This window comes from Vibrio sp. 10N.247.311.14 (assembly GCF_041467715.1).
GTDB lineage: Bacteria > Pseudomonadota > Gammaproteobacteria > Enterobacterales > Vibrionaceae > Vibrio > Vibrio crassostreae_C.
In genome coordinates, this window is sequence record NZ_JBFSVE010000071.1 from 1 (window position 1) to 23,069 (window position 23,069).

8 protein-coding genes are annotated in these 23,069 nt (G+C 45.1%); 5 read left to right on the plus strand and 3 right to left on the minus strand.

What is annotated here, in order from left to right; all coding sequences use genetic code 11:
• Positions 1 to 403: 403 nt before the first annotated feature.
• Together AB6F11_RS19870 and AB6F11_RS19875 are read right to left on the minus strand one after the other, a co-directional pair.
• The gene (locus AB6F11_RS19870; RefSeq protein ID WP_102394654.1) at positions 404 to 2,557 is read right to left on the minus strand and encodes a heparinase II/III family protein; all 2,154 of its coding nucleotides are present in this window, start codon (positions 2,555 to 2,557) and stop codon (positions 404 to 406) included.
• 2 nt (positions 2,558 to 2,559) lie between these two features.
• Positions 2,560 to 4,758: a heparinase II/III family protein gene (locus tag AB6F11_RS19875; protein WP_102394653.1), complete on the minus strand. Its 2,199-nt coding sequence runs from the start codon at positions 4,756 to 4,758 to the stop codon at positions 2,560 to 2,562.
• A gap of 333 nt (positions 4,759 to 5,091) precedes the next feature.
• On the opposite strand from AB6F11_RS19875, the gene AB6F11_RS19880 reads away from it, so the two are divergent.
• From AB6F11_RS19880 to AB6F11_RS19900, 5 genes are all read left to right on the plus strand, one after another.
• Positions 5,092 to 5,427: a cupin domain-containing protein gene (locus AB6F11_RS19880; protein WP_009846518.1), complete on the plus strand. Its 336-nt coding sequence runs from the start codon at positions 5,092 to 5,094 to the stop codon at positions 5,425 to 5,427.
• A 34-nt stretch (positions 5,428 to 5,461) separates the two neighbouring features.
• Positions 5,462 to 6,394, plus strand: coding sequence for a sugar kinase (locus tag AB6F11_RS19885; RefSeq protein ID WP_017061485.1), 933 nt, complete (start codon positions 5,462 to 5,464; stop codon positions 6,392 to 6,394).
• A gap of 73 nt (positions 6,395 to 6,467) precedes the next feature.
• A complete protein-coding gene (locus AB6F11_RS19890; protein ID WP_017069898.1) occupies positions 6,468 to 7,094 on the plus strand; it encodes a bifunctional 4-hydroxy-2-oxoglutarate aldolase/2-dehydro-3-deoxy-phosphogluconate aldolase in 627 nt (208 codons plus the stop codon).
• 850 nt (positions 7,095 to 7,944) lie between these two features.
• Entirely contained in the window at positions 7,945 to 9,711 is a 1,767-nt protein-coding gene (locus AB6F11_RS19895; RefSeq protein WP_102394652.1) for a sodium:solute symporter family protein, read from the plus strand.
• 255 nt (positions 9,712 to 9,966) lie between these two features.
• Positions 9,967 to 10,731: a transporter substrate-binding domain-containing protein gene (locus AB6F11_RS19900; RefSeq protein ID WP_017067326.1), complete on the plus strand. Its 765-nt coding sequence runs from the start codon at positions 9,967 to 9,969 to the stop codon at positions 10,729 to 10,731.
• A gap of 75 nt (positions 10,732 to 10,806) precedes the next feature.
• Here AB6F11_RS19900 and AB6F11_RS19905 read toward each other — a convergent pair.
• Positions 10,807 to 23,069 (minus strand): cadherin-like domain-containing protein (locus AB6F11_RS19905; RefSeq protein WP_372179652.1); only part of this gene is annotated, 12,263 nt, incomplete at its 5' end.

Consider the following 23,069-nt stretch of genomic DNA (forward strand, 5'->3'; position numbering starts at 1 on the left):
CCAGCAAACGCTGCCCGAAGGGTTCGGCTAAAAGCGTTTTACTCTTTGTTGAGGGGGATTTGCTTAGAATGACTAGGCGACTTCCCCCTCGCCTCGATTAAAACGCTTTTATCTCGAACAAAATTTAACCGCGAAAAGTCAACACGCCCTAGTCAATAAGATCAAAGCCTACTCACTGAGTAGGCTTTTCGTTTGTTGAAACGTTCTATTCTGTTTCCTACACGCATAAAAAAACCGAGCAACTCGCAATGAGTTACTCGGTTTGACTTATTCCCGATGTATTCAGTCGTTGTTGGTATCAACGAACGATTTTGCAATCACGACTGAATTCAATGTGATGCTTCGTTCCCGCAAAGCACCACATCAATACATGCCATCGTTAAACGGCATGTATGTTAATCATTTACAGTTGAGCAAATGATCCTTCCCACGAGTATGTCTCACCCGCGAACTCAACAGTGTGAGTTGCTTGCTGCGTGTCTTCAGCTTGGTTTGAGATACCGTAGTGGTAAGTGTTGCCAGAAGTAGTCTGAATGCGAACAACAGTCCCGACACTGTTATGGCCCACAACAGATACTGATTTAACTAGACCACGAGCGCCTACAGAGGCTTCGATAGACTCGTTAAAGTAACCATGCGTTTCTAGTACAGAAGCAAACACGTGGTTTTGACCAGACTGACGTAAGATGAACGCAGGCTCACTCTTAAGGTTGAAGTCTGGATCGTTAGCACCAGTGCGAGCAAAAATCACTTCGCTGCCCGCATTCGCGCTGGTTACTAGGCTGTAGTAGCTGCTGTCATGTAGCCAGCTTACTAGAGAACCTTCTTCGTTCACTTTGCCTGAAGCAACGTTCCATAAATGTTGGTAACCGTTGTCTTCACCTAATGGCTTAAGCGTTGTTTCCATGTTGTAATCGAAGTCAGTGCGAATGATTTGACCCGAGTGGTGAACTGGTAAGTCGTACTGGTGCTCAGCGTCAGCTTCGATGCGGTACACATCAATTACTAGCGGTTTTTCGAACTCAGGTAGTTCAGCAAGAATCACGCTGCGTTGCATGTCTACGCCAGTGTAGTACTCAGAAATTGTGCCGCTCATACCTTGTAGCGACTGGTCGTCTGCTACGAAGAAGTGCTTCTGACCAAACTTAGACTCAGCCAATGCTGTGTTGAAGTTGTTCTGCGTTTTCTGATCAACCGTTACTGTGTTGTGAGCAACCGTCTGCTTACAGTAAGACTTGTTCTCCGGGATGTAACGACCGCCAAACTTAGGCTCAACGTTTACCCAACGACCGAAGCCGTAATCGTGCAGCACTTCGTGGCCACGGTTGAATACGCTTAGGTGCAAGCCATCGTAGTGACCATGGTCTAGCGCAGAATGGTACTGGTGGTCTGAACCGTGCTGACCAAACCAGATCAACGCCATTGTGTCGTCGTCTTGCACATCACGGTGACGAAGGATGCTTACGCCGCCTTTTTCGCCTTCAGGGCCGTCCGTTACAAACAGGCTACCCCAGTTAAATGCTTTGATGTCGGCTGCTGCATCAACCGCGTCAGACAGTGTTTTACCCGAAGCATGAACCCAAACGTTTTGTTGGTGATCAGCCATGCCAAGCAGAGTTTCAGTCTGCTCGTAACGGTGGTAACACACAGACGTTGCCATGATAACGCCTTCATCGTTGATAGAGATTGTCTTCGATGAATCGTTCAGAGCTGGCAATGTACCGTCTGGGAATGCTGTTTTGAATACAGAGTACGACGTTGTCTTGATCACTGAGTCGTTGAATTCATAGATACCAACTTCAGGCTGACGACGTTCAATTGCTTCTGCGAACAGGTAGATTGGACGTAGCGAGAAACGGTGGTAGTAAGGACCTTCCATGTAGTAGCCGTCTGGCGAAAACAGTTGGTCAAGTTGTGCTAAGAAACCGCCGCTTACTTTGTCTAGTTTCAGGCCGTAAAGCGCTTTGTCTACAGACTCTTGATCGTTGATTGCGTAACCACAGATACCTACCGCTGCCACAGCCCATAAGCCGTGGTTGTGTACGATATCGAAGTCGTGTGCGTAAGTAACAACGAACATTTCGATCATTTGCTTCAGAAGATCGTCTTCGATAAGACGCTTCTGCTCTTCAGAGATAGTGTGGTAAATGCAGCTGTACGCACAAGAAGCGTAAAGCATCCACATGTTCTCGTTCAACGTTTGGTGGAACAGCTTACCCGGAGGGTTAGTGTCACGGCTTACGTTGCTTTCCAATGTTGGGTATACCGTCGCGTACGCAGTTAGCATATCAACGATGTAATCACGGTACTTTGTTTCCTCTGTGATCAGGAACAAACGACCCGCTAGATCCATATGGATGTAGTTTTGCTTGTGACGATTGTGCTCGTAACCGCCACCTTCACCGTGACCTGGTACTTCGATGCCAACTTCTGCCATGTACGCGTCAGTTTGTTTAATGTCACGAGTCAGTGCGTTACCTAAAAGGCTATCCTTGCCAAGTTCTTTACGAAGCTCTGCTGCTTCATCAAAGTTAAGTAAAAGTGGTTGATAGCTCATTATTATTTCCCCTGCTCTGCTCTGCTTGCTAATTCTGGGTTTAAAGTTGTCTCTACTGAGTAGAAGCCTTTCCAGCTGTATACTTTGCCGTTCAGTTCTACCTTGTGTTCAGTGTTGTCAGTCGCACCAAGTTGGTTGCTGATCATCACGGTCACATTTGATTTTTCTGTGCTGATTTCGACGACTGAACCTACATTTGTATGCGCGACAACCTTGATGTCTTTCACAACGCCGCGAGCATTGACTGATTGCTCGAACTCTTCGTTGAAGTAACCGTGCGTTTCAAGAACAGAAGCGAACAGTGTTGTTTCACCTTTGCTGCGTAGAATGAACGCAGGCTCAGAACGTAAGTTGAAGCTTGGGTCGTTAGCGCCAGTGCGAGTAAAGATAACTTCAGCATTGTCGTTAGACGTTGCACCTAGCCACGTGTAGTAGGTGTTGTTCTGTAGCCAGCTTACCAGTGCTGTGCCCTTCACTTCACCGCTTGCCACGTTCCATAGGTGTTGGTAACCGAAGTCTTCACCTAGCGTGTTCAGCTCTTTGTTTGCTTGGTATTCAAAGCTAGTGCGAACAATCTGACCTTGATATTGGTGTGAGTAGTCGTACTGATGCTCACCTTCACCGCCTTTCTCAGAATCTAAACGGTAAAGATCTAATAGTAGCGGAGATTCTAATTCTTCAAGGTTTAGCATGAACACGCTGCGTTGCATGTCAAAACCTTCGTAATGATCGTTAGCAAATGCGCTCATGCCATTGATTTGCTCGTCTTCTACTTTGAAGAAGTGTGGCAAGCCGTGTACTGCATCTGCACGTTCAACGTCAAAGTTGTTCTGACATTTTTCATCAATCGTTACTGCGTTATGTGCAATTGTTTGACGAGCGTAAGATTTGTTTTCGTCTAGGTAACGGCCGCCGAATTTAGGCTCAACGTTCACCCAACGACAGAAGCCGTATTCACGCAGTACTTCTTGACCACGGTTGAAGAAAGAAATACCCAGCGTATCAAAGTTACCGTGACCCATGCCGTGTTGGCCGTAGTTCATCACTAACTGAGAAACGTCGCCTTTCTTATCCTGCATGCGGATAAAGCCTTGCGCGCCGTTGTGACCTTGAGGGCCTTCATTCAATTCAACACTAGGCCAGAAAGGCATGCCGATTTCTTTCTCCGCAGAAGCGGCTTCGTAGGCTTTAGATAGCTCAAGACCACATGGGTGCATCCATACTGCGTCTTGAATCTTCGCCATACCCAGAATGTTTTGGTCTACGCCGTTTTCAGAAGAGTAATGCTTGCTGTAAACACTTACCGCAACCTGAACACCCATGTCAGTGATACCCATGGTACGAGAAGCATCATTCAGAGCTGGGAACTCACCGTTCGGGTAAGCCGTCGCAAGCATGGCTTGTACTGTGTTACCAATCACGCCGCCTTTGTAGTTGTAGATATCAACTTCAGGCATATGACGGTGAATCACTTCAGCAAACACACACGTTGGACGAATCGCGTAACGGTGGTAGTAAGGACCTTCCATGTAGTAGCCAGAAGGTGCAAACAGCTGAGAAACTTGCGCTAGGAAACCGCCAGTATCATTACGGTCAATGCCGTACACTGACATTTCTAGGTATTCACGTTTGCCTAAAGCAAGACCACAAATACCCACAGCGGCTACAGCCCAAATACCGTGATTGTGAATACGGTCGAAGTCGTGTGCGTATTTAACCGTGAACATTTCTAGCATGGGTTCAAAAATGCGAGACTCAATGTTGTCACGCTGCTCTTGTGTCAGTGTTGAAGCAACACAAGAGTAAGCTAAGCTTGAGAACATTAACCAACAGTGTTCGTTCAGGATTTGGTGGAACAAACGACCTGTAGGGTTGGTGTTTTTCTGTACGTGGTAATCAAACGTTAGATATTTGTCTGCGTACTCTTCTAGTAATTCAGTAACAAAGTCAGCGTACTTTTGCTCTTTAGTGATCAAGAACATGCGACCAGCTAGATTCATGTACGTGTAATTTTGCTTATGGCGGTTATGTTCGTAACCCCCAGCTTCACCATGACCTGGGACATCAATAGGTAAACGCATGAATGCTTCTAGATCTTTCGCGTTCGCTGCAATGGTTTTGCCCATTAAGCTAGAACGGCCCACTTCAAGATGAAGCTGCTCGATTTCTGCTTCAGTCAACAATACTGGTTTAGTCGTCATATTCTTTGTCACCCTCAATAAAGAGTTTATCTGCTTAAACTTTGATTAAATTTTCAAACTCCATATAAAGTAATACAATATGAGCTTTAATTATACCTATTCGTCGCTAAATGATGAGTAGAGTCACATAATTAGCCATAAGTCATTGATGTAGCTGGCTAATGGTAAATATTAGCCATTTATTAAGTTGTTGATTTATTTACGCTATATAAAGTATCGCTTGATCAATATCACACAAATTTAGATATATTGTATTACAATTAGGCTCATTCCCTTATGATGGATGCAAGTTAAGTAACACTTAAAAGATTTAAACAGATTAGGAGATACACAATGAACTCTTTCTTTATCCTAGATGAAAACCCATGGGAAGAACTTGGTGGCGGCATTAAGCGTAAAATCGTTGCTTACACTGACGATCTAATGGCAGTACACCTATGTTTTGATAAGGGCGCGATTGGCCACCCTCATACTCACGAAATCCATGACCAAATCGGTTACGTAGTTCGTGGCAGCTTCGAAGCTGAGATTGAAGGCGAAAAGAAAGTCCTTAAAGAAGGCGATGCTTACTTCGCTCGTAAACACATGATGCACGGTGCAGTTGCACTAGAGCAAGACAGCATCCTTCTTGATATCTTCAACCCTGCGCGTGAAGATTTCCTAAAATAATAAACAGCGCAACCTCAGTTGCTAAGGTAAGCATATGAAATCATTAAACATCGCGGTCATTGGCGAGTGCATGGTTGAGCTACAAAAGAAACAAGACGGGCTTAAGCAAAGTTTCGGTGGCGATACACTAAATACTGCACTTTACTTGTCTCGCTTAACAAAAGAGCAAGATATCAACACGAGCTACGTAACAGCGCTAGGCACTGACCCATTCAGTACCGACATGTTAGAAAAGTGGCAAGCGGAAGGTATCGACACTAGCTTAATTGCTCAGCTTGATCACAAACAACCAGGGCTTTACTACATCGAGACCGATGAAACTGGTGAACGCAGTTTCCACTACTGGCGTAATGATGCTGCAGCAAAGTTCATGTTTGACCAGGAAGACACACCTGCTCTACTTGATAAGTTATTCTCTTTTGATGCGGTTTACCTAAGTGGTATTACGCTTGCTATCTTGACAGAGAATGGACGCACGCAGCTATTCAACTTCTTAGACAAATTTAAAGCTCAAGGCGGCCAAGTATTCTTCGATAATAACTTCCGTCCAAAACTTTGGGAAAGCCAACAAGAAGCGATTTCTTGGTACTTGAAGATGCTTAAGTACACAGACACGGCTCTACTGACGTTCGATGACGAGCAAGAGTTGTACGGCGACGAAAGCATTGAACAGTGTATTGCACGTACGTCTGAATCTGGTGTGAAAGAGATCATCATTAAACGTGGTGCTAAAGACTGCCTAGTAGTTGAGAGCCAAAGCGCACAGTACGTTGCTCCAAATCCAGTAGACAACATTGTTGATACAACAGCGGCTGGCGATTCGTTCAGCGCGGGCTTCCTAGCTAAGCGCTTAAGCGGTGGCAATGCACGTGATGCAGCGTTAGCAGGTCACATTGTGGCAGGGACTGTGATTCAGCATCCAGGTGCTATCATTCCTCTAGAAGCGACGCCTGATCTGTCTCTATAATTACGAACTTTAACTATTAATCAAGGGTTTGCTTAGTTGAAAGCAAGCCCACATTTAACGTGAGAAAGAATTCATGACGACATTAAATGAACAACTAGCAAACCTAAAAGTAATTCCTGTAATCGCTATCAACCGTGCTGAAGACGCTATCCCTCTAGGTAAAGCACTTGTTGAAAACGGCATGCCATGTGCAGAAATCACGCTACGTACAGAATGTGCAATCGAAGCGATTCGCATCATGCGTAAAGAATTCCCAGACATGCTAATTGGTTCAGGTACTGTACTGACTAACGAGCAAGTTGACGCATCTATCGAAGCTGGCGTTGATTTCATCGTAAGCCCAGGTTTCAACCCGCGCACTGTTCAATACTGTATCGATAAGGGTGTTGCAATCGTACCGGGTGTTAACAACCCAAGCCTAGTTGAGCAAGCAATGGAAATGGGCCTTCGCACGTTGAAGTTCTTCCCTGCTGAGCCTTCTGGCGGCACTGGTATGCTTAAAGCACTAACAGCGGTTTACCCTGTTAAATTTATGCCTACTGGTGGCGTAAGCTTGAAGAATGTTGATGAATACCTATCGATCCCTTCTGTACTTGCATGTGGCGGTACTTGGATGGTTCCAACTAACCTTATCGACGAAGGTAAGTGGGACGAACTAGGCAAGCTGGTTCGTGACGCAGTTGATCACGTTAACGCTTAATCTATTTTAGATTGAGTGATGAAGCCTCACCTCGGTGGGGCTTTTTGTTATCTGGCGTTTATTGCGCTGACTAACCGTAAACACGCTCAATCAACGTTCTGTTTCCCCTATACCCTATCGCCTTTCTCCCTATGGGCTCGTAAAGATCCGTGACTAAGACAGGCAAGAACGAGTAATGTAAGGCTTTCAATCTACGTCAGTATGCATCTAGCGAAGCGTTACTGGTGCCCCCTATCGCCTATCCAGTTTCTTATCCAGCCCCTTACCCAGCAATGGTCCTTTTCGATACGTCATCAAGCATCTCTCATGGCATGCATTGAAGACCACAATAGACAAAGTGAGCCGCAAAATGTGTCCCGTCGTCCAGTTTAACGCCCACTCAGTGACAAAAATTCCAAATACGCACCTCTATGATGAATAAATAGCATAGAAAGGCTTCATGGCCGCAGATAAACAGAAAATAGCGAAGTGAAAACAATGAGCTACACTTGAAATCTCAATACAAAAATTTTCAGTATAGGGTTCCAAATTAACGTGAATGTCGTCGCACAACACACCAATCTGTAGCACATTTGTTACGGTTATAATTAAAATCTTATAGATACGGCAAAGTAAGCGCTTTTGTTTATATTGTAATACATATAAACATTTAACCCTCAATTTATTTTAGATCTCAAACAAAATACACTCACATTTAAATTCAATTAAAACAAATACTTATATGACCACGTGTTAGAGGCCGAAAAATCAATGCGACCTAGATCATACTAAAGACATATTGTAGTACAAATAAACCTTGGGACGCGTTAATCTAAGCCCAGTTAATTATGATATTTAAAAGGCTGAAAAGATGACTATTGATACTTTTGTTGTTCTCGCCTACTTCTTCTTTTTAATCGCGATTGGTTGGATGTTCCGTAAGTTCACCACCTCTACAAGTGATTACTTCAGAGGGGGCGGCAAAATGTTGTGGTGGATGGTTGGTGCAACTGCCTTCATGACACAATTTTCAGCATGGACGTTTACAGGTGCCGCAGGACGCGCATTCAATGACGGTTTCGTTATTGTAATCCTATTCTTAGCCAATGCTTTTGGCTACTTCATGAACTATATGTACTTCGCTCCAAAGTTCCGCCAACTTCGTGTGGTAACGGCGATCGAAGCTATTCGTCAGCGCTTTGGTAAAACGTCTGAACAGTTCTTCACATGGGCAGGTATGCCGGATAGCCTTATCTCTGCAGGTATCTGGCTAAACGGTCTAGCTATCTTTGTAGCAGCGGTATTCAACATCCCAATGGAAGCTACCATTGTGGTAACGGGTATGGTTCTAGTATTGATGGCAGTAACCGGCGGCTCTTGGGCGGTTGTTGCTTCTGACTTCATGCAAATGCTTGTAATCATGGCCGTGACAATCACTTGTGCGGTAGCAGCTTACTTCCACGGTGGCGGCTTAACTAACATTATTGCTAACTTCGACGGCGACTTCATGTTAGGTAACAACCTAAACTACATGAGCATCTTCATCCTTTGGGTTGTATTCATCTTCGTGAAGCAGTTCGGTGTAATGAACAACAGCATCAACGCATACCGTTACCTATGTGCAAAAGACAGTGAAAACGCACGTAAAGCGGCAGGCCTAGCATGTATCCTTATGGTTGTTGGTCCACTAATTTGGTTCCTACCACCTTGGTACGTTAGTGCATTCATGCCTGAGTTCGCTGAGCAATACACATCAATGGGCGACAAAGCCGGTGATGCTGCTTACCTAGCATTCGTACAAAACGTAATGCCAGCAGGTATGGTTGGTCTTCTTATGTCAGCAATGTTCGCTGCAACGATGTCTTCTATGGATTCAGGTTTGAACCGTAACGCTGGTATCTTTGTAATGAACTTCTACAGCCCGATTCTTCGTAAAAATGCGACTCAGAAAGAGCTGGTTATTGTAAGTAAGATAACGACTATCATGATGGGTATTTTCATCATTGCGATTGGTCTATTCATTAACTCTCTGCGTCACTTAAGCTTGTTCGATATCGTAATGAACGTAGGTGCGTTGATTGGCTTCCCAATGCTTATCCCTGTCCTACTAGGTATGTGGATTCGTAAGACACCTGACTGGGCTGGTTGGTCTACTCTAGTGGTTGGTGGTTTCGTTTCTTACATCTTCGGTATCTCTCTGCAAGCAGAAGACATCGAGAACCTATTTGGTCTAGAAACAGCGCTTACAGGCCGTGAATGGAGCGACTTGAAAGTAGGTCTTAGCTTAGCTGCTCACGTAGTGTTCACAGGTGGTTACTTCATCATGACTTCTCGCTTCTACAAAGGCCTATCGCCAGAGCGTGAGAAAGAAGTTGACCAACTATTCACTAACTGGAACACGCCGCTTGTAGCGGAAGGTGAAGAGCAACAAAACCTAGATACTAAACAGCGTTCAATGCTTGGTAAGCTTATCAGCACAGCAGGTTTCGGTATCCTAGCAATGGCTCTGATTCCAAACGAACCAACAGGACGCTTGTTGTTCCTACTATGTGGTTCAATGGTACTAACCGTTGGTATCCTATTGGTTAACGCATCTAAAGCTCCGGCTAAGATGAACAACGAGTCAGTTGCTAAATAGCTAAATAGCTAAATAAGCAGCTAACAAGTTAAACCAAAATGAAGCCCATGTTATTCGATAACATGGGCTTTTTGTTTGTCTTCGGTTTATCAAAACGGAATATGAAACGCACCTCGATCAATGCTCACAAACCATAGAAATACCTATCTCCTGCCCTCGTTTCATCTTCTTTTCCAACCTTTCCAATGGTTTGATCTCTTTCTCTGATTGTTTCTGTTACTTTGAATGACAACACAAACACAACAGACAATTACAATGAAAAAAACATCACTATTACTTGCTTCCATTGCTCTGGCACTTTCTGGTGTCGCACACGCTGACCAGCTAGAAGACATTCAAAAATCAGGTACTCTGCGTGTGGGCACCACAGGTGACTACAAGCCTTTCTCTTACTTCGATGGTAAAAGCTACTCTGGCTACGATATCGACGTTGCACAGCACATCGCGGAACAATTAGGCGTTGAATTGAAGATTGTTCGTACCACATGGAAAGATCTACTGGCCGATCTAGACGACGATAAGTACGACATCGCAATGGGCGGCATTACACGTAAAATGCAGCGTCAGTTAAACGCGGAACAAACTCAAGGTTACATGACCTTTGGTAAGTGCTTCTTGGTTGCGAAAGGCACCGCAGAACAGTACGACAGCATTGAGAAAGTGAACCTCTCTTCTGTTCGTGTGGGCGTGAACATTGGCGGTACTAACGAGATCTTTGCCGACGCGAACTTGCAGAATGCAAGCTTCACACGCTACGAGAACAATCTCGACGTACCGAAAGCAGTAGCAGAAGGCAAAGTTGATGTGATGGTGACAGAAACGCCTGAAGGTCTATTCTATCAAGTAACTGACGAACGTCTTGAAGCGGCACGCTGCGAAACTCCATTCACCAACAGTCAGTTCGGCTATCTGATTCCTAAAGGTGAACAACGTTTGTTGAACACGGTGAACTTCATTATGGATGAGATGAAGTTGAAAGGTGTTGAAGAAGAGTTCCTGATCCACAACTCCCTTAAGTAACTCTTTTCAATTTATACCGTAACAAATAAGAGGCCAGCAATGCTGGCCTCTTTCGTTATGGTTCAATGGTTCGCTTTAACCGTGAATTATCACATTCTGCTGTACCAATGCATCCAGAATGTCCGAAGGCATGGTGCCACTTAAGGTTAGCTGTGGCGCAAGGTCTTCAACCACAATCACCTGTTCCGTAGTACCTAAGCCATCCGGGTTGATCGTAAGCTCAATATCATCCCCGTCCACTTTCGCGTCTATTTGTTGTAGCAACGCGGTCATGTCTGGAGATGTATTTTTAAGCTCCGGCAACACTTCTCTCAAGTCAATGCTGTCCCCTTCCGACAAATCAAAGTCGGTAATCGTATCTTCAACACCATCTTCGATGTTAAGCCATACGAACGAGTCCATACCATCACCACCAGTCAGAATGTCTGAGCCTCCGCCGCCAATCAGGGTGTCGTTACCGTCACCGCCAACAAGTCGATCATTACCAGAGCCCGCAGTTAGGTCAGTCGCATTGGTGCCAGCAAACAGCTGAACATCATCGGTTTCCGCAGCCAGGTTAATATCGACCGCGTCAGACACAATGTTCAAATTCAGGTCAATCGAAGCAGAGGTCGCCGTATCGTTGTTTGTCTCTTCAGAAACAGCCTCCACTTTAAGCGTGTAGTTACCCGGAGTTTGAGAAAGGCCGACCGCCTGTAAGCTATCAATCGCATCCGCCGTTGCCACCCAAACACCACCGCCAAGATCCGTCACAGAACCCGCAGCACTGGTGATTTGAGCGCCAGCAGGTACATCACTGATATGCAGCGTTAGCTCTTCTGTGATGTCTGTTAATGCCGCGATAATTCCAACCAAAGGAATACCACTCGCACTCACTGACTGACTCGCAGTAATGTTTCTCACGTAGTTAGTCGCACTATCGATAGACAGGGTTGGTGCATTCGCCACTGGCGTCACCGCGATGTTGTAAACCACAGGTGCTGTCTCTATCGCAATACCTGAAGGGTTGCCGCTGTCTTTGGCAACAACTTCTAATCCAATGCTATTGGTTGGAGACAGGCTCGCATCAAGGAAAACACCATTTGGACTGGTTGGCGTATCAATCAACGCATTCAGGTCACTCAATGTCCCCACTAAGATGACTGAACCCGTGTTGTTGCCGTTAACAACAACCGTCGTCACTGCTGGAAGTGATACATTCAATGTACCGTAATCCACCGTCAGCGTGACGGTCATCAGATCATCAGAAAATGTATCTACATAATCAGGGTCACTGACATTGATACCACTCAACAGTTGACCAGCATCCTCGTCAATGACAGGCGTGACACCGTCACCATTAATGATTGGCGAATCATTAACACCTGTCACTGTTAAGCTCAAATCGCCGGTGTCTGTTAGGAAGTCATCAGCTCCATTGGTTTGCCCATCGTCTTGAACGGTATATGTAAAGCTGATATCTCCACTGGTCGCATCGTATTCATCGTTGGCATCAAAAACCCAATATGGGCCAGTAATCGACGGATCATCTACACCACCACTGTTTTCAAAGTAGTCCAACTGCCCTTGACCCGAAGTGAGACTGACATCGGTTATTGTCAGGTTATCACCTTCAGGATCGCTTGATGCTGCAATCAAATCTTCAGCTTTAATTACGATTTGATCATCTTCAGCAATCGTGCCCAAGTCGATGTCCGTTGCCACCGGCTGATCATTCACTTCCGTTACCTTAATGGTAAAGGTCGTTTGATTGGTTTGAGCAGTATTCGGATCTCCAGCATCAATCAGACCGTTATTACCACCATCATCAACAGTGGCAGTGACTGTCGCAACACCTCCCTGATTTAGGTAATTCTCATCCGCACCCAATTCGAATCTGACACTACCTGTATCCAGAGCAGTATTTATATTGGCCAAAGTTCCAGAGAGAACAATGGCGCTGCCACTAGTTGGCGTAGAGGTAACACCCGTTGAAGAGGTGTAAGTCAACGTACCTTGGTCGACCGATAATGTTAGTGTGTAAATCGCGTTCGGATCATCATAAACGGCGTCTGGGTCCTCTATCTTAAAGCCAGACATATCACTCAATGCAATAGAGGTGTCTTCCGGCGTCTCTAAGTTTTCAATATTGACAAAGGTTGGTTGGTCATTGATCGGATCAACCACCAAGTCGACACTGAAAATGGTTTCCGCCCCTAAATACTCAGTGTTATCCGCATCTGTATCTACTGAGCGAACAGAAATAGACAACGGTGTATCAATACCAAGCGTATTACCTGTGTCTGAATTGTGCTCACCGGAGTTAAACACGATCTTATCGAGTGCTGTTGCATCTACGTCTAACGTCCATGTATCAGAGGCTGAATCGTAAATACCTAGTGTTGTTCCATCCGGATGCAAAATTGACGCGTCTTGTGGAACATTGCTGACCACAACACGGATGGTTTCTGGCGAGTTTTCAGTATAAGTCCCACTCCCCGATGCAGAAAATGCGTTATCCAGAATAGTCGTGTTGATTTCAATATCAATATTTTCGCCTTCTAAACCGACTACCGAATCAGTCGGATCCGTATCAATATCGTCCCCTACAGGAAGTACATGCACTTGGAAACTTGGCAGAGTACCTGCGTTAGTTGGTACACCGAGCAAAGATTCTTGCGTAAACACCTCAACACCAAACTCAAAAGTACCGCTGAAATCTTTCGGAGGCAGTACCGATATTTCGCTCAAATCGAATGAATTCGAGACATTTGAAGGCAATTGGACACTCCACACGCCTCCACCATTATTCTTAACCGTGAAGTCTGAGGAGTTATCTACCCTGAATTGGAAGCCATCAGGGACATCAGTAAACTTGATAGAGACAAACTCTTCCGAACCATCTAAATCCGTCAAAGCAATCGACACTGGACTTGAGCCAGCGAGTGAAATCTCTTGGTCTTCACTACCCGTTATTTCAATGACATCTGCGTTCGTTCCAGGACCAGTGATCGCAATATCATCCACCACAGGGACTACGTCAAAGCTAACCGACGTTGAGAAAGATTCGATTGTGGCATCCTCAGTTGTGTCAGGAATATCTTGATTGAAGGTCGCCGTATCTAAAATGTTACCTGTCACAGTAACGTTCACAGTACTGACATCAGCACCATTTACGTCATCATAAGTCGGGAAGTTCTCTTTCGGTTTAAACAACACGCCTGACAAGGCACCATTTTCAATTTCACTTTCGGTGAAAGAGATGGATGTGCCCAATGGCGTTCCAGTATCACTGTAGAATTCGCCATTGCTTGTGTCAGTTAAGGTTAAAGTGATATCGGTGAAGCGTTCATCACCGCCTTCAACACCATTGACTTGGTCTGCAACCGAACCCGAGAAATCAAGCACAATATAGGTGTCTTCATAACCCACAGCTTCAGCGCCCGGTTGACCATCGATATCGACAGGGTTCAACGAGTCATCCAAAGAACCAGTAATATCGACAGAAATACTTGGCGCTATATCTGTTACAGCAGAGACTTTAATGATGGCGCTGGTATCAAGTACCTTCTCATCACCCGATATCAAATCTTTGGTGATCACCGTAAATGGCAATTTAAAGTCCCCAGAATAATCTGCGGGTAAATTCAACACCAAATCAGAGAAATCTGGCGTTACACCTTGTACCAAAGTGGACTGATACACATATTCGCCGTTAACGAAGTCAATCTCACCACTACCACCGATGCTAATGTTAAGTGTTTGGGTAAGGTCCGATGGGTCAAGAAACACGGTATCATCAATAACGATGGTAATTTCGTCGTTAAATGTATCGCCACCACTGAAACTAATGATACTTTCAAGCGCGTCACCAAGCATGAGCTGAGTATCTTCAATCGCGTCGATTGTCTGGTTCGGAGTTGCAGCGATATCAGCAGCAATTTCTCCTCCACCAACGATCTCTTCAGGGAAGGTCAAAATAACATTACCCTCTCTTGGAGCAATCGCAGAATTCTGGTCACTCAATTCGTCTCCCAAGTCTTCAACTTGAGCAAACACCTTCATTTTGATACTGCTGTTATTGTTTTCATCACCATCAGTGTATGGAGCAGTTAGATCTAAACCCTCAGGTGCACTAATCGTAAACGCATCTTCATCTGTGACTACCCAACGACCATCACCCTCATACACAGCGCCAGTCACGAGTAGTTGACTCAACACCTCGTCTGGCAATGTGCCGTCAGTCGTCGTAGTCAACTGAATGACGACTTCGTTAACGACTTCGTTGATAGGAAATACCGGAGAGACATCATCTTCTTTGTAACGGATAACGTACTCACCATCCAAGATCTCAATACCACCACCATCTACGGCTTGGTTATCACTATTGGTTGTGAGTTTGATTACACCCGCAGCATCAGATGTAATTGATGTTAACTCACCACTACCGTCTTCATTGGAGAAAACGATAAAGTTATCGTCAACTCCATCTCCATCTGGATCTTTAGGTTCCACAACAGGCACAACTTGTACTGTGATGGTGCCTGTAATTGCTGGATTAGCAACTACTCGGCCGCCCTCACCAACAATCGCATCATCGGTGTACTCGAAATCTCTCTCCTCCATCTCAACGACGGTTGTCAGCGTAAAGTCGACACTTGAGTTTTCTGGTGGTGTCATTTGGATAAAGTTGTTCGCCAAAGCAATCTGAGTAAATTGCTCCGGTGTCTGTGAGGTGTCTTTCGGTGTAATGACTAGGGTGCCGGCCGTGCTGGAATCGACCGTAACATCACCATTGACCACCGCGACTACATCCGTTGGAATGCCATTAATGGTAATTGAAGTGAAATGTTCGTCATCATCAATGTAATCATCACCTTGTGGATGCCAATCAATATTAATAGCGGTGTCTTCATCACCGGTTGTGGTGTTGCTATAGGTTGCAGAAGTGTCGATTCTAGGTTCAACCAACACTCGAACTTCTTGATCAAACGTTAAGGTGTGTCCATCGTTCTCGGTAACGACAATCTGCCCCTTGATATGAATATTTTCTGTCGACGAGTCAATCGGACGAATTCGGATACCAGAAGTAATACCTTCCTCTGTGATATTCGCTTCATAGATTGGTTTATCTAAATCAGGGTTTCCGTTAATGTCATCTTCATACCCAACGAAATTTAGGTCAATAACCGTACCATCACCGTCTTCGATTACCACGCCCTCAGGGATACCTGATAGAATAACAGTTATCGATTCGGAACCATCGCCGACAAGAGGATCATCAGCCGAGTCATCTGGTTTTCTCTCACCAGACAACACCGTGAAATCTAGAACAGCGTAGTTATCACCGCTTTGACTCTCTTGGATTGTGGTTTGTACCCCACTCACACCGCCATCTGTAAACTCTTCCCAATCGGTACCATTAGTTCCACCAAATGGCACATCAGCAACACCAATGACCTCAACGTTGACTGTTTTAGGACCAAATGTGATTTCATCAACTACTTCACCCGTTGAAAGATCTGCCTTGTCTTTGACAACACCTAACACATCAAAACTAAAGTCTTCATTACTGTGCTCTTTGGGTATCACTTCTACGTTGGCAAGTTCAGAGTAAAGAATCTCTTGATAATCGACACCCTCAATTGTCACGGTTGGTACAAGGGTATCGGTCCCAAGTAAATAAAGCCCAGCCCCCTGAGTGATATTATTGATGCGTACGTATAGAGTTTCCGACGTATCCAAATCTTCAGATGGTGTCATCGCAATCACTTCATCAAGAGTGAACGCGACTCTATTGCTAGGATCCCCAACAGTATCTGGATCGAGAATATTATCTTCATTGATGGTTTTGCGATTCACGCTTAAGGTGCCTAAGTCGGCGTCTGGAAGTACATCAATAACTAATATTCGTTCTTCAGAGGTGGCAACCTTTTTACTGTTAGCACCGCTATTATCGCCATCTAGGAATGGATTACGGGTTTCTTCCGTCAAAGCTACTACTTTAAAGCTAATGGTGCCCGAGAAGTTATCAATCGGGTCGACGACTGTGCTATTGATATCTGCCGCATCAATAACATATGGGCCTCCAACAGGCCCTATCGGATTACCTGAGCTATCCAATAGAGTGAACTTCCCAGCGCCTTCATCAACAGTAAGTTGATATGTGAGTGTTTCAGGGCGAGAAGTATCTTGAGAATCAGCCTCGAGGTTAAGAGTTATGGTATTTCCATCTTCCGTCACCGGAATCTCTGCACCCATGCTGTCTGTATCAGGAAGATAAATATAAGTGCTGTTTGCATCATCCCACTCAGCCTCATCTGCTACGGCTTCAATTTCAATTCTAAAGTTGGAGCTTACCGTATGGTCAGGTACCCCGTTGTTGTCGATCTCCAATTCATAATTTATTGTGGCTCCACCATTACCGGTACTAAAGTTTCGGTCTGGTACAAAATAAAGATTATCGATGGTAGCTATAACATCTTTTGGATCAGTTGAGTCATCGGGATCAGGCATGAAAGTCTGAACGATATTTGCACCATCTAGAACATAGTTTCCATCTACATCTGTCGACAATTTCACATATTCAGCACCATCAAAGTAATAGAATGTACCTCTATGGTTTGTATTATCGAAGATCTTCAGTTGGCCGATCGCCTCTGTGTTATCTTGGTCGTACAAGTTTACTTGCAATGCTACTTGAGCAGGTGCATCAGCTAGACCGTCTTGATTATCAAAGGTGTTTTCTAGGTCTGTTGGTTCACTACCCGCTGCATAATCAATTGATGCATCACGACCAATATCCTCCGTTGTCGTCACTTTCAGCGACACAGCCGTTGAGTCTTGATCAACGATAGTAATATTCAGTGGCGTTTCAGAGGTATCTAAATCCGCATCGATTGCAATTACGTTGATCGAGAAGTTGATCTCATCGCCGTCATGATCTAGATAACCATTGGCTCTAAATTCGACTTCACCGTTCGAGTTTATACGCAAGCGACCCAACTCTCTCTCTACTGTTCCTCCACTTCCATCATCGGTTTGTTCATAAACACGAACCTGCTGGCTCCCTAAATTTAGGTCATAACTACCACTAAATGCTCCACTCGTTCCTCCCCTGAAAACGATATCAACATCACTATTTGAAATCCCTTCTATTTGGGTGAGCACAGCGGTGTCGGCACCTTGGTCTGTTGCACTCGCAAACATGTTCACCAAAGAGCCAGTGTAGTTTTGCCCTTCTAGGCGAGAGATAGACTGAGTTGTCACTAGAGGAATATCATCGGTGACCGTAATATCCAGTGCGATTGCATTAGACTGGTCGCCATCGAAATCTTCGGCTACGACAGAGAAATTCAGCAGTATGCTATTTTCATCGTCAGCTATAGGGTGTGTGAGCGGTTTAAACAGTTCAAACTGATAGCTGTTGTCCTTAGTATCAAACACAACTTCAAACACAGCCTCGTTGCTTGTCTCAGTTTGTGCTGTGTAGGTAAATGTCGTACCACTCTCAACAACCGGAAGCCACTCTAGGGCTTCACCATTAGACGTAAGCCCTGTTAGCACTGCATCAGGGTTAACCAACTCATACAACACAACACCATCCGCACCTTCATCAATGGTAAACAAACCATTAATGACGGTATCTTCAGATTGGTCAGAGCCTATACCCGCTAAGTCATCTTCATCGACAATCACTTCACCCGTCGGCGGCGTCATTTCCGGAATATCATCAATGACTTGAATTGGTAATTGATACTGGTTGGAATCATCACCATCACTATCAACAGCCACTACATCAAAGGAGATAAGCAGCTTATTTCTCGCCTCTGAGCTAGGCTCATGGTCTAGAGGACCAAGCAAGGTAAATGTGTAAGCACCATCATCAGTCAGAACTAATGTGAAAATTGGCGTTCCGCCAGGGTCAGTTGCACCTTGGTAGGTGGTCGTGTTAGCAGCACCTGTGATCTCAGTGATCTTAATACCTTCATTGCCAGACGATAGCGTCGCTTCCAACATTGAGATATTTCTCAATTCGTAAGTTTCAACTTGGTCAGCTCCTTCGGTCGTCACAAAACTTCCCGAGGCTTGCGTTGGTGTTCCAATCTCCTCTTCATCCACAACAAAGGTGCTGCCAACCTCTATCTCAGTAATTTCAGGCACGTCATCGGTAATGGTGACACTGAGTGGTGTCATTGCTGAATCGGTTTCATCGGTGTCTACCGCGTAAACAGGCAAGGTAAATAGTTGATCATTGTTACCTTGAACGTCCGCATGGTCGATCTCTTCGAGGAGCGTAAATGTGTACTCGCCTAGCACTGACGATGAGAAGCTAATTTCAAAGATTTCAACTTCTGGCCCAAGAAGAGAGTCTTCCGTAGTAAATCCTATATAGCCACCGGCAACTGAAGGGTCCTCTTTCAATTGAATCTCTAATCCATTAGACGTTAGAGCTCCGCCGACATTAAATTCATTGGTCGCAATACGGAAATAGCTAACGTCGTCACTACCCGCAGTAAAGGTTATCTGCTCTGTTTGGCTCACAGGTAAACTTGGTGAAGAACCATCGGCTAAGTTCACTTCACTCAAGCTCACTGGTGGAATGATATCAATCGTCGGTGGAGCACCATCACTAATTACTAACCTAACGGTTGCGTCTTCTAGATCGAGATCTTGGTCTTGAGATGCAACAACGATGTTCTTAATGATATCGCCATTTTCATGGTCTAGGTTTCTATTCGGCTCAAAGCGAATATCACCATTGAGTTTAATAAACAGTGTCCCTTCTGGGTAAACAAATACTTGCTCATTAATATCGTTTTGATCGAGAAGAACCTCAGCCCCACCATCATAGGTAAATTTAGTAACTGTTGAACCATCTGCACTTGGACCCGTTATTGTTTCAAACACATTGCTGCTCGCCGTGCCCGAGGTTGGCTCAGTGACTAGTAAGTCTCCAGATTGCATCACTTGAACATCATCCCCGATAACTACTTCAAGTTGCTTAGGAGCGGACACATCACCATCGGTGTCTTCGGCATAAACCGATAAATCGAAAGTAATGTCATTGTTGCCATCGCCAGGCGCATGGTCTAGTCGCTCTAGTAGTGTAAAGGTATAAATGCTTGGGTTTGAACTATCAAACGTTAAGGTGAAGATAGGCACCTCAACGCCCGGTGAAACCGTCGTGAATGCTAAATAGTCACCAGAGTTTGCTGGCTCTTCCCTTAAATCAACCACTAGTCCATTCGACTTGATTAATCCGCCAGTGTTAAATAGAGACGTGTCGACAACAATTCTTGCAATGTCGTCACTGCTAGCGATGGATGTGATTGTATTGGTTTCACTAATCAGCACCGAGTCAGGAGAAGATCCGTCTGCTAAGTTACTTTCAGATAAGTTAACGCCGGGTACTACATTCAGCGCGGGCCCTTCACCATCAATGATGGTCAGTCGAACACTCGACATGAAGATATCGTTATCGAAATCCGATGAAGTGAAAACGATATTTTTAACGATATTCCCGGCAGAATGATCAAGGTTTCGATTTGGCTCGAACCTAACATCACCATCTAACGTGACGAACAAAGAGCCTTCAGTAAAGGTAAACTCTTGCTCACCCGTCACGGTCTGATCGAGCGAAATGGATAATCCACCATCGTAAGTAAACTCGGTGATGGTCGCGCCGTCCGCGCTTGGCAAGGGCATAACATCAACCGTTGCTGTTGTCGGCGTGCCAGAGCTTGGTTCTGTGATCGTAAGAACCCCATCCTGCATTTGCTGAATGTCATCTTCAATCGTCACAACGACATCTCGTCTTGTTGATTCAGAATCATCTGTATCGACAGCATAAACTGGCAAGCGGAAATTCAAATCGTTGTAATTGAGACCATTAAGGTGATCGAGTGCTTCCAGCAAGGTAATGGTAAATTGGCCCTTGTTAACACTATCAAAACTAATCGTAAAGACATCGGTTTCTGCACCGGAACCGTTTGTGGTGAATCCGACGTAGCTGCCCGAATCCGCTGGTTCCTCCTTCAATTCAACGACTAAACCGTTTGATTTCAGTAACCCGCCAAAATTAAATTCATCCGTAGCGATTCGGAAATGACTCAGGTCATCACTCCCTTCTGTGTAAGTGATGGTATGAGTTGAACTAACTGGCCCTGCCGTCGGCATTGAACCATCGGATAAGTTCACTTCAGATAAGTAAACGTCAGGGACAATGTTGATAACAGGATCAACGCCATCCGTGATAGTAAGCGTCACCGTTGCGGTTTCAACATCATTATCGAAATCGCTTGTTGTCACGGTAATGGTTCGAACAATATCGCCATTCGAGTGGTCAAGGTCTCTATCTGGTTCAAAACGGAGCGAGCCATCCAACTTAACGAACAACCGTCCGTCAGCAACTGTGAACTCTTGCTCTGTAAAATCAGTTTGAACAAGCGTAAACGGCCCATCTGCCCCGTACATAAACTGGGTAACGGTCGCACCATCTGCACTTTCTGTAGGCATAACATCGACAATACTTGTAGTTGGCGGACCACCTGCTCCTGAAGTCGTCACAGGTTCAACAATACTTAAAGTACGATCTTGCGTTTGCTGTAAGTCGTCGGTAATGGTGACGTTCAAAGAGGACGATGCTGAATCGGTGTTGTCGGCATCAACCGCTATCACAGGGATATCGAAATCTAAGGTATTAGAAAGGTTACCATCAGCGTGATCTAAAGCCTCTAAAAGCGTAAATGTATATTGACCAAGATTGCTGTTCGAAAATTCAAGTGTGAACACGTTCGTTTCAACATTTGAAGCGCCGATAATAAAGCCAACATAGTTCCCCGAATCAGTAGGTTGCTCTTTAATTTCCACTGTCAGGCCGTTCGACTTCAATGCACCTGACGAATTGAAGTTCGTGCTATCGACCCTAAAGTGCGTCACATCATCGCTACCATCAGTAAACGTAATGACTTTGGTTTCACTGACAGCTGTCCCTGTAGAGGCAGAACCATCAGCTAAGCTTGCTTCATTCAGAGCAACATCAGGAATAAGATCAATCACTGGTTCATCGCCATCTTCTATCCTCAGCGACACAGAGGTGCTAACAATATCCCCATCTCCATCGACTGAATTAACCGAGATAGTTTTGACGATATCGCCACCAGAATGATCGAGGTCTGACACAGGTTCAAATCGCATGTTTCCGTCTATAGTGACGTATAGCGTACCCTCGTCATAAGTGAACGACTGTTCGCTTGCGATGTCTTGATTAAGAGTTTGTAAAGCCTCCCCATCATAGCTGAAGCTCGTTAATGTCCCTCCGTCCGCACTGCTGTCCGGCATAAGGTCAACAGTATTGGATGTTTCAACACCTGTTGATGGCTCTTTCGCTGTCAATGAGCCAACGACTAAGGCTTGAATATCATCGGTAATCGTCACCGATAGTGGTGACATGAGAGAGTCATCGCCATCGGTATCAACGGCATAGACCGGCAAGCTGAACGTCAGATCGTTGTTACCTTGGATTGGTCTGTGATCGATAGCTTCCAAAAGTGTGAAGGTGTATTCACCCAAAGTGGAGCTGCTGAAATCGAGAGTAAACACCGTGGTTTCGACATTCGAAATATCGGTCGTGAAGCCAATATAATTGCCGGAGCCTGTTGGTTCTTCTCGAATCTCAATGATCAAGCCGTCTGACTTGAGCGCGTTGTTAGTATTAAACTCACTTGGTTCTAAACGGAACTTCTCTACATTGTCACTTTGATGAGTGAACGAGATGGTTTCTGTTTGACTCACTGCACCCATAATTGGTGACGAGCCATCCGCTAAATCTGCTTCAGCAAGCGCGATGCTTGGTACCGATTCAATGGTTGGGATATCACCATCAATAATCGTTAGTGTGACAGTGGCCGTTTCAACATCCACATCGCCATCGCTTGACGTAAAGACGAGAGATTTAACGATATCGCCATCTTCGTGGTCTAAATCACGGTTCGGCTCAAAGCGCACGTTACCTTCGATGGTGACGAACACATCACCCTCAGTGAACGTAAATTTCTGCTCGCCTGTGATTGTTGGATCTAAGGTTTGAGCCGTGCCCCCGTCATAGGTGAACTGGGTAATCACAGCTCCATCGGCACTTTGCGCCGTCATTACATCAATCGTATTGGTGGTCACCGTACCGTCAGCTAAATTCGGCTCGGTAATATCCAGCGTACCGTTCGCCATGATTTGGGCGTCATCACCAATGGTCACCGACAACGGAGACATTAATGAATCATCACCATCTGAGTCGACGGCATAAACTGGCAAATCGAAGGTCAGTTCGTTGTTATCTAAGCCATCGGCATGGTCTAACG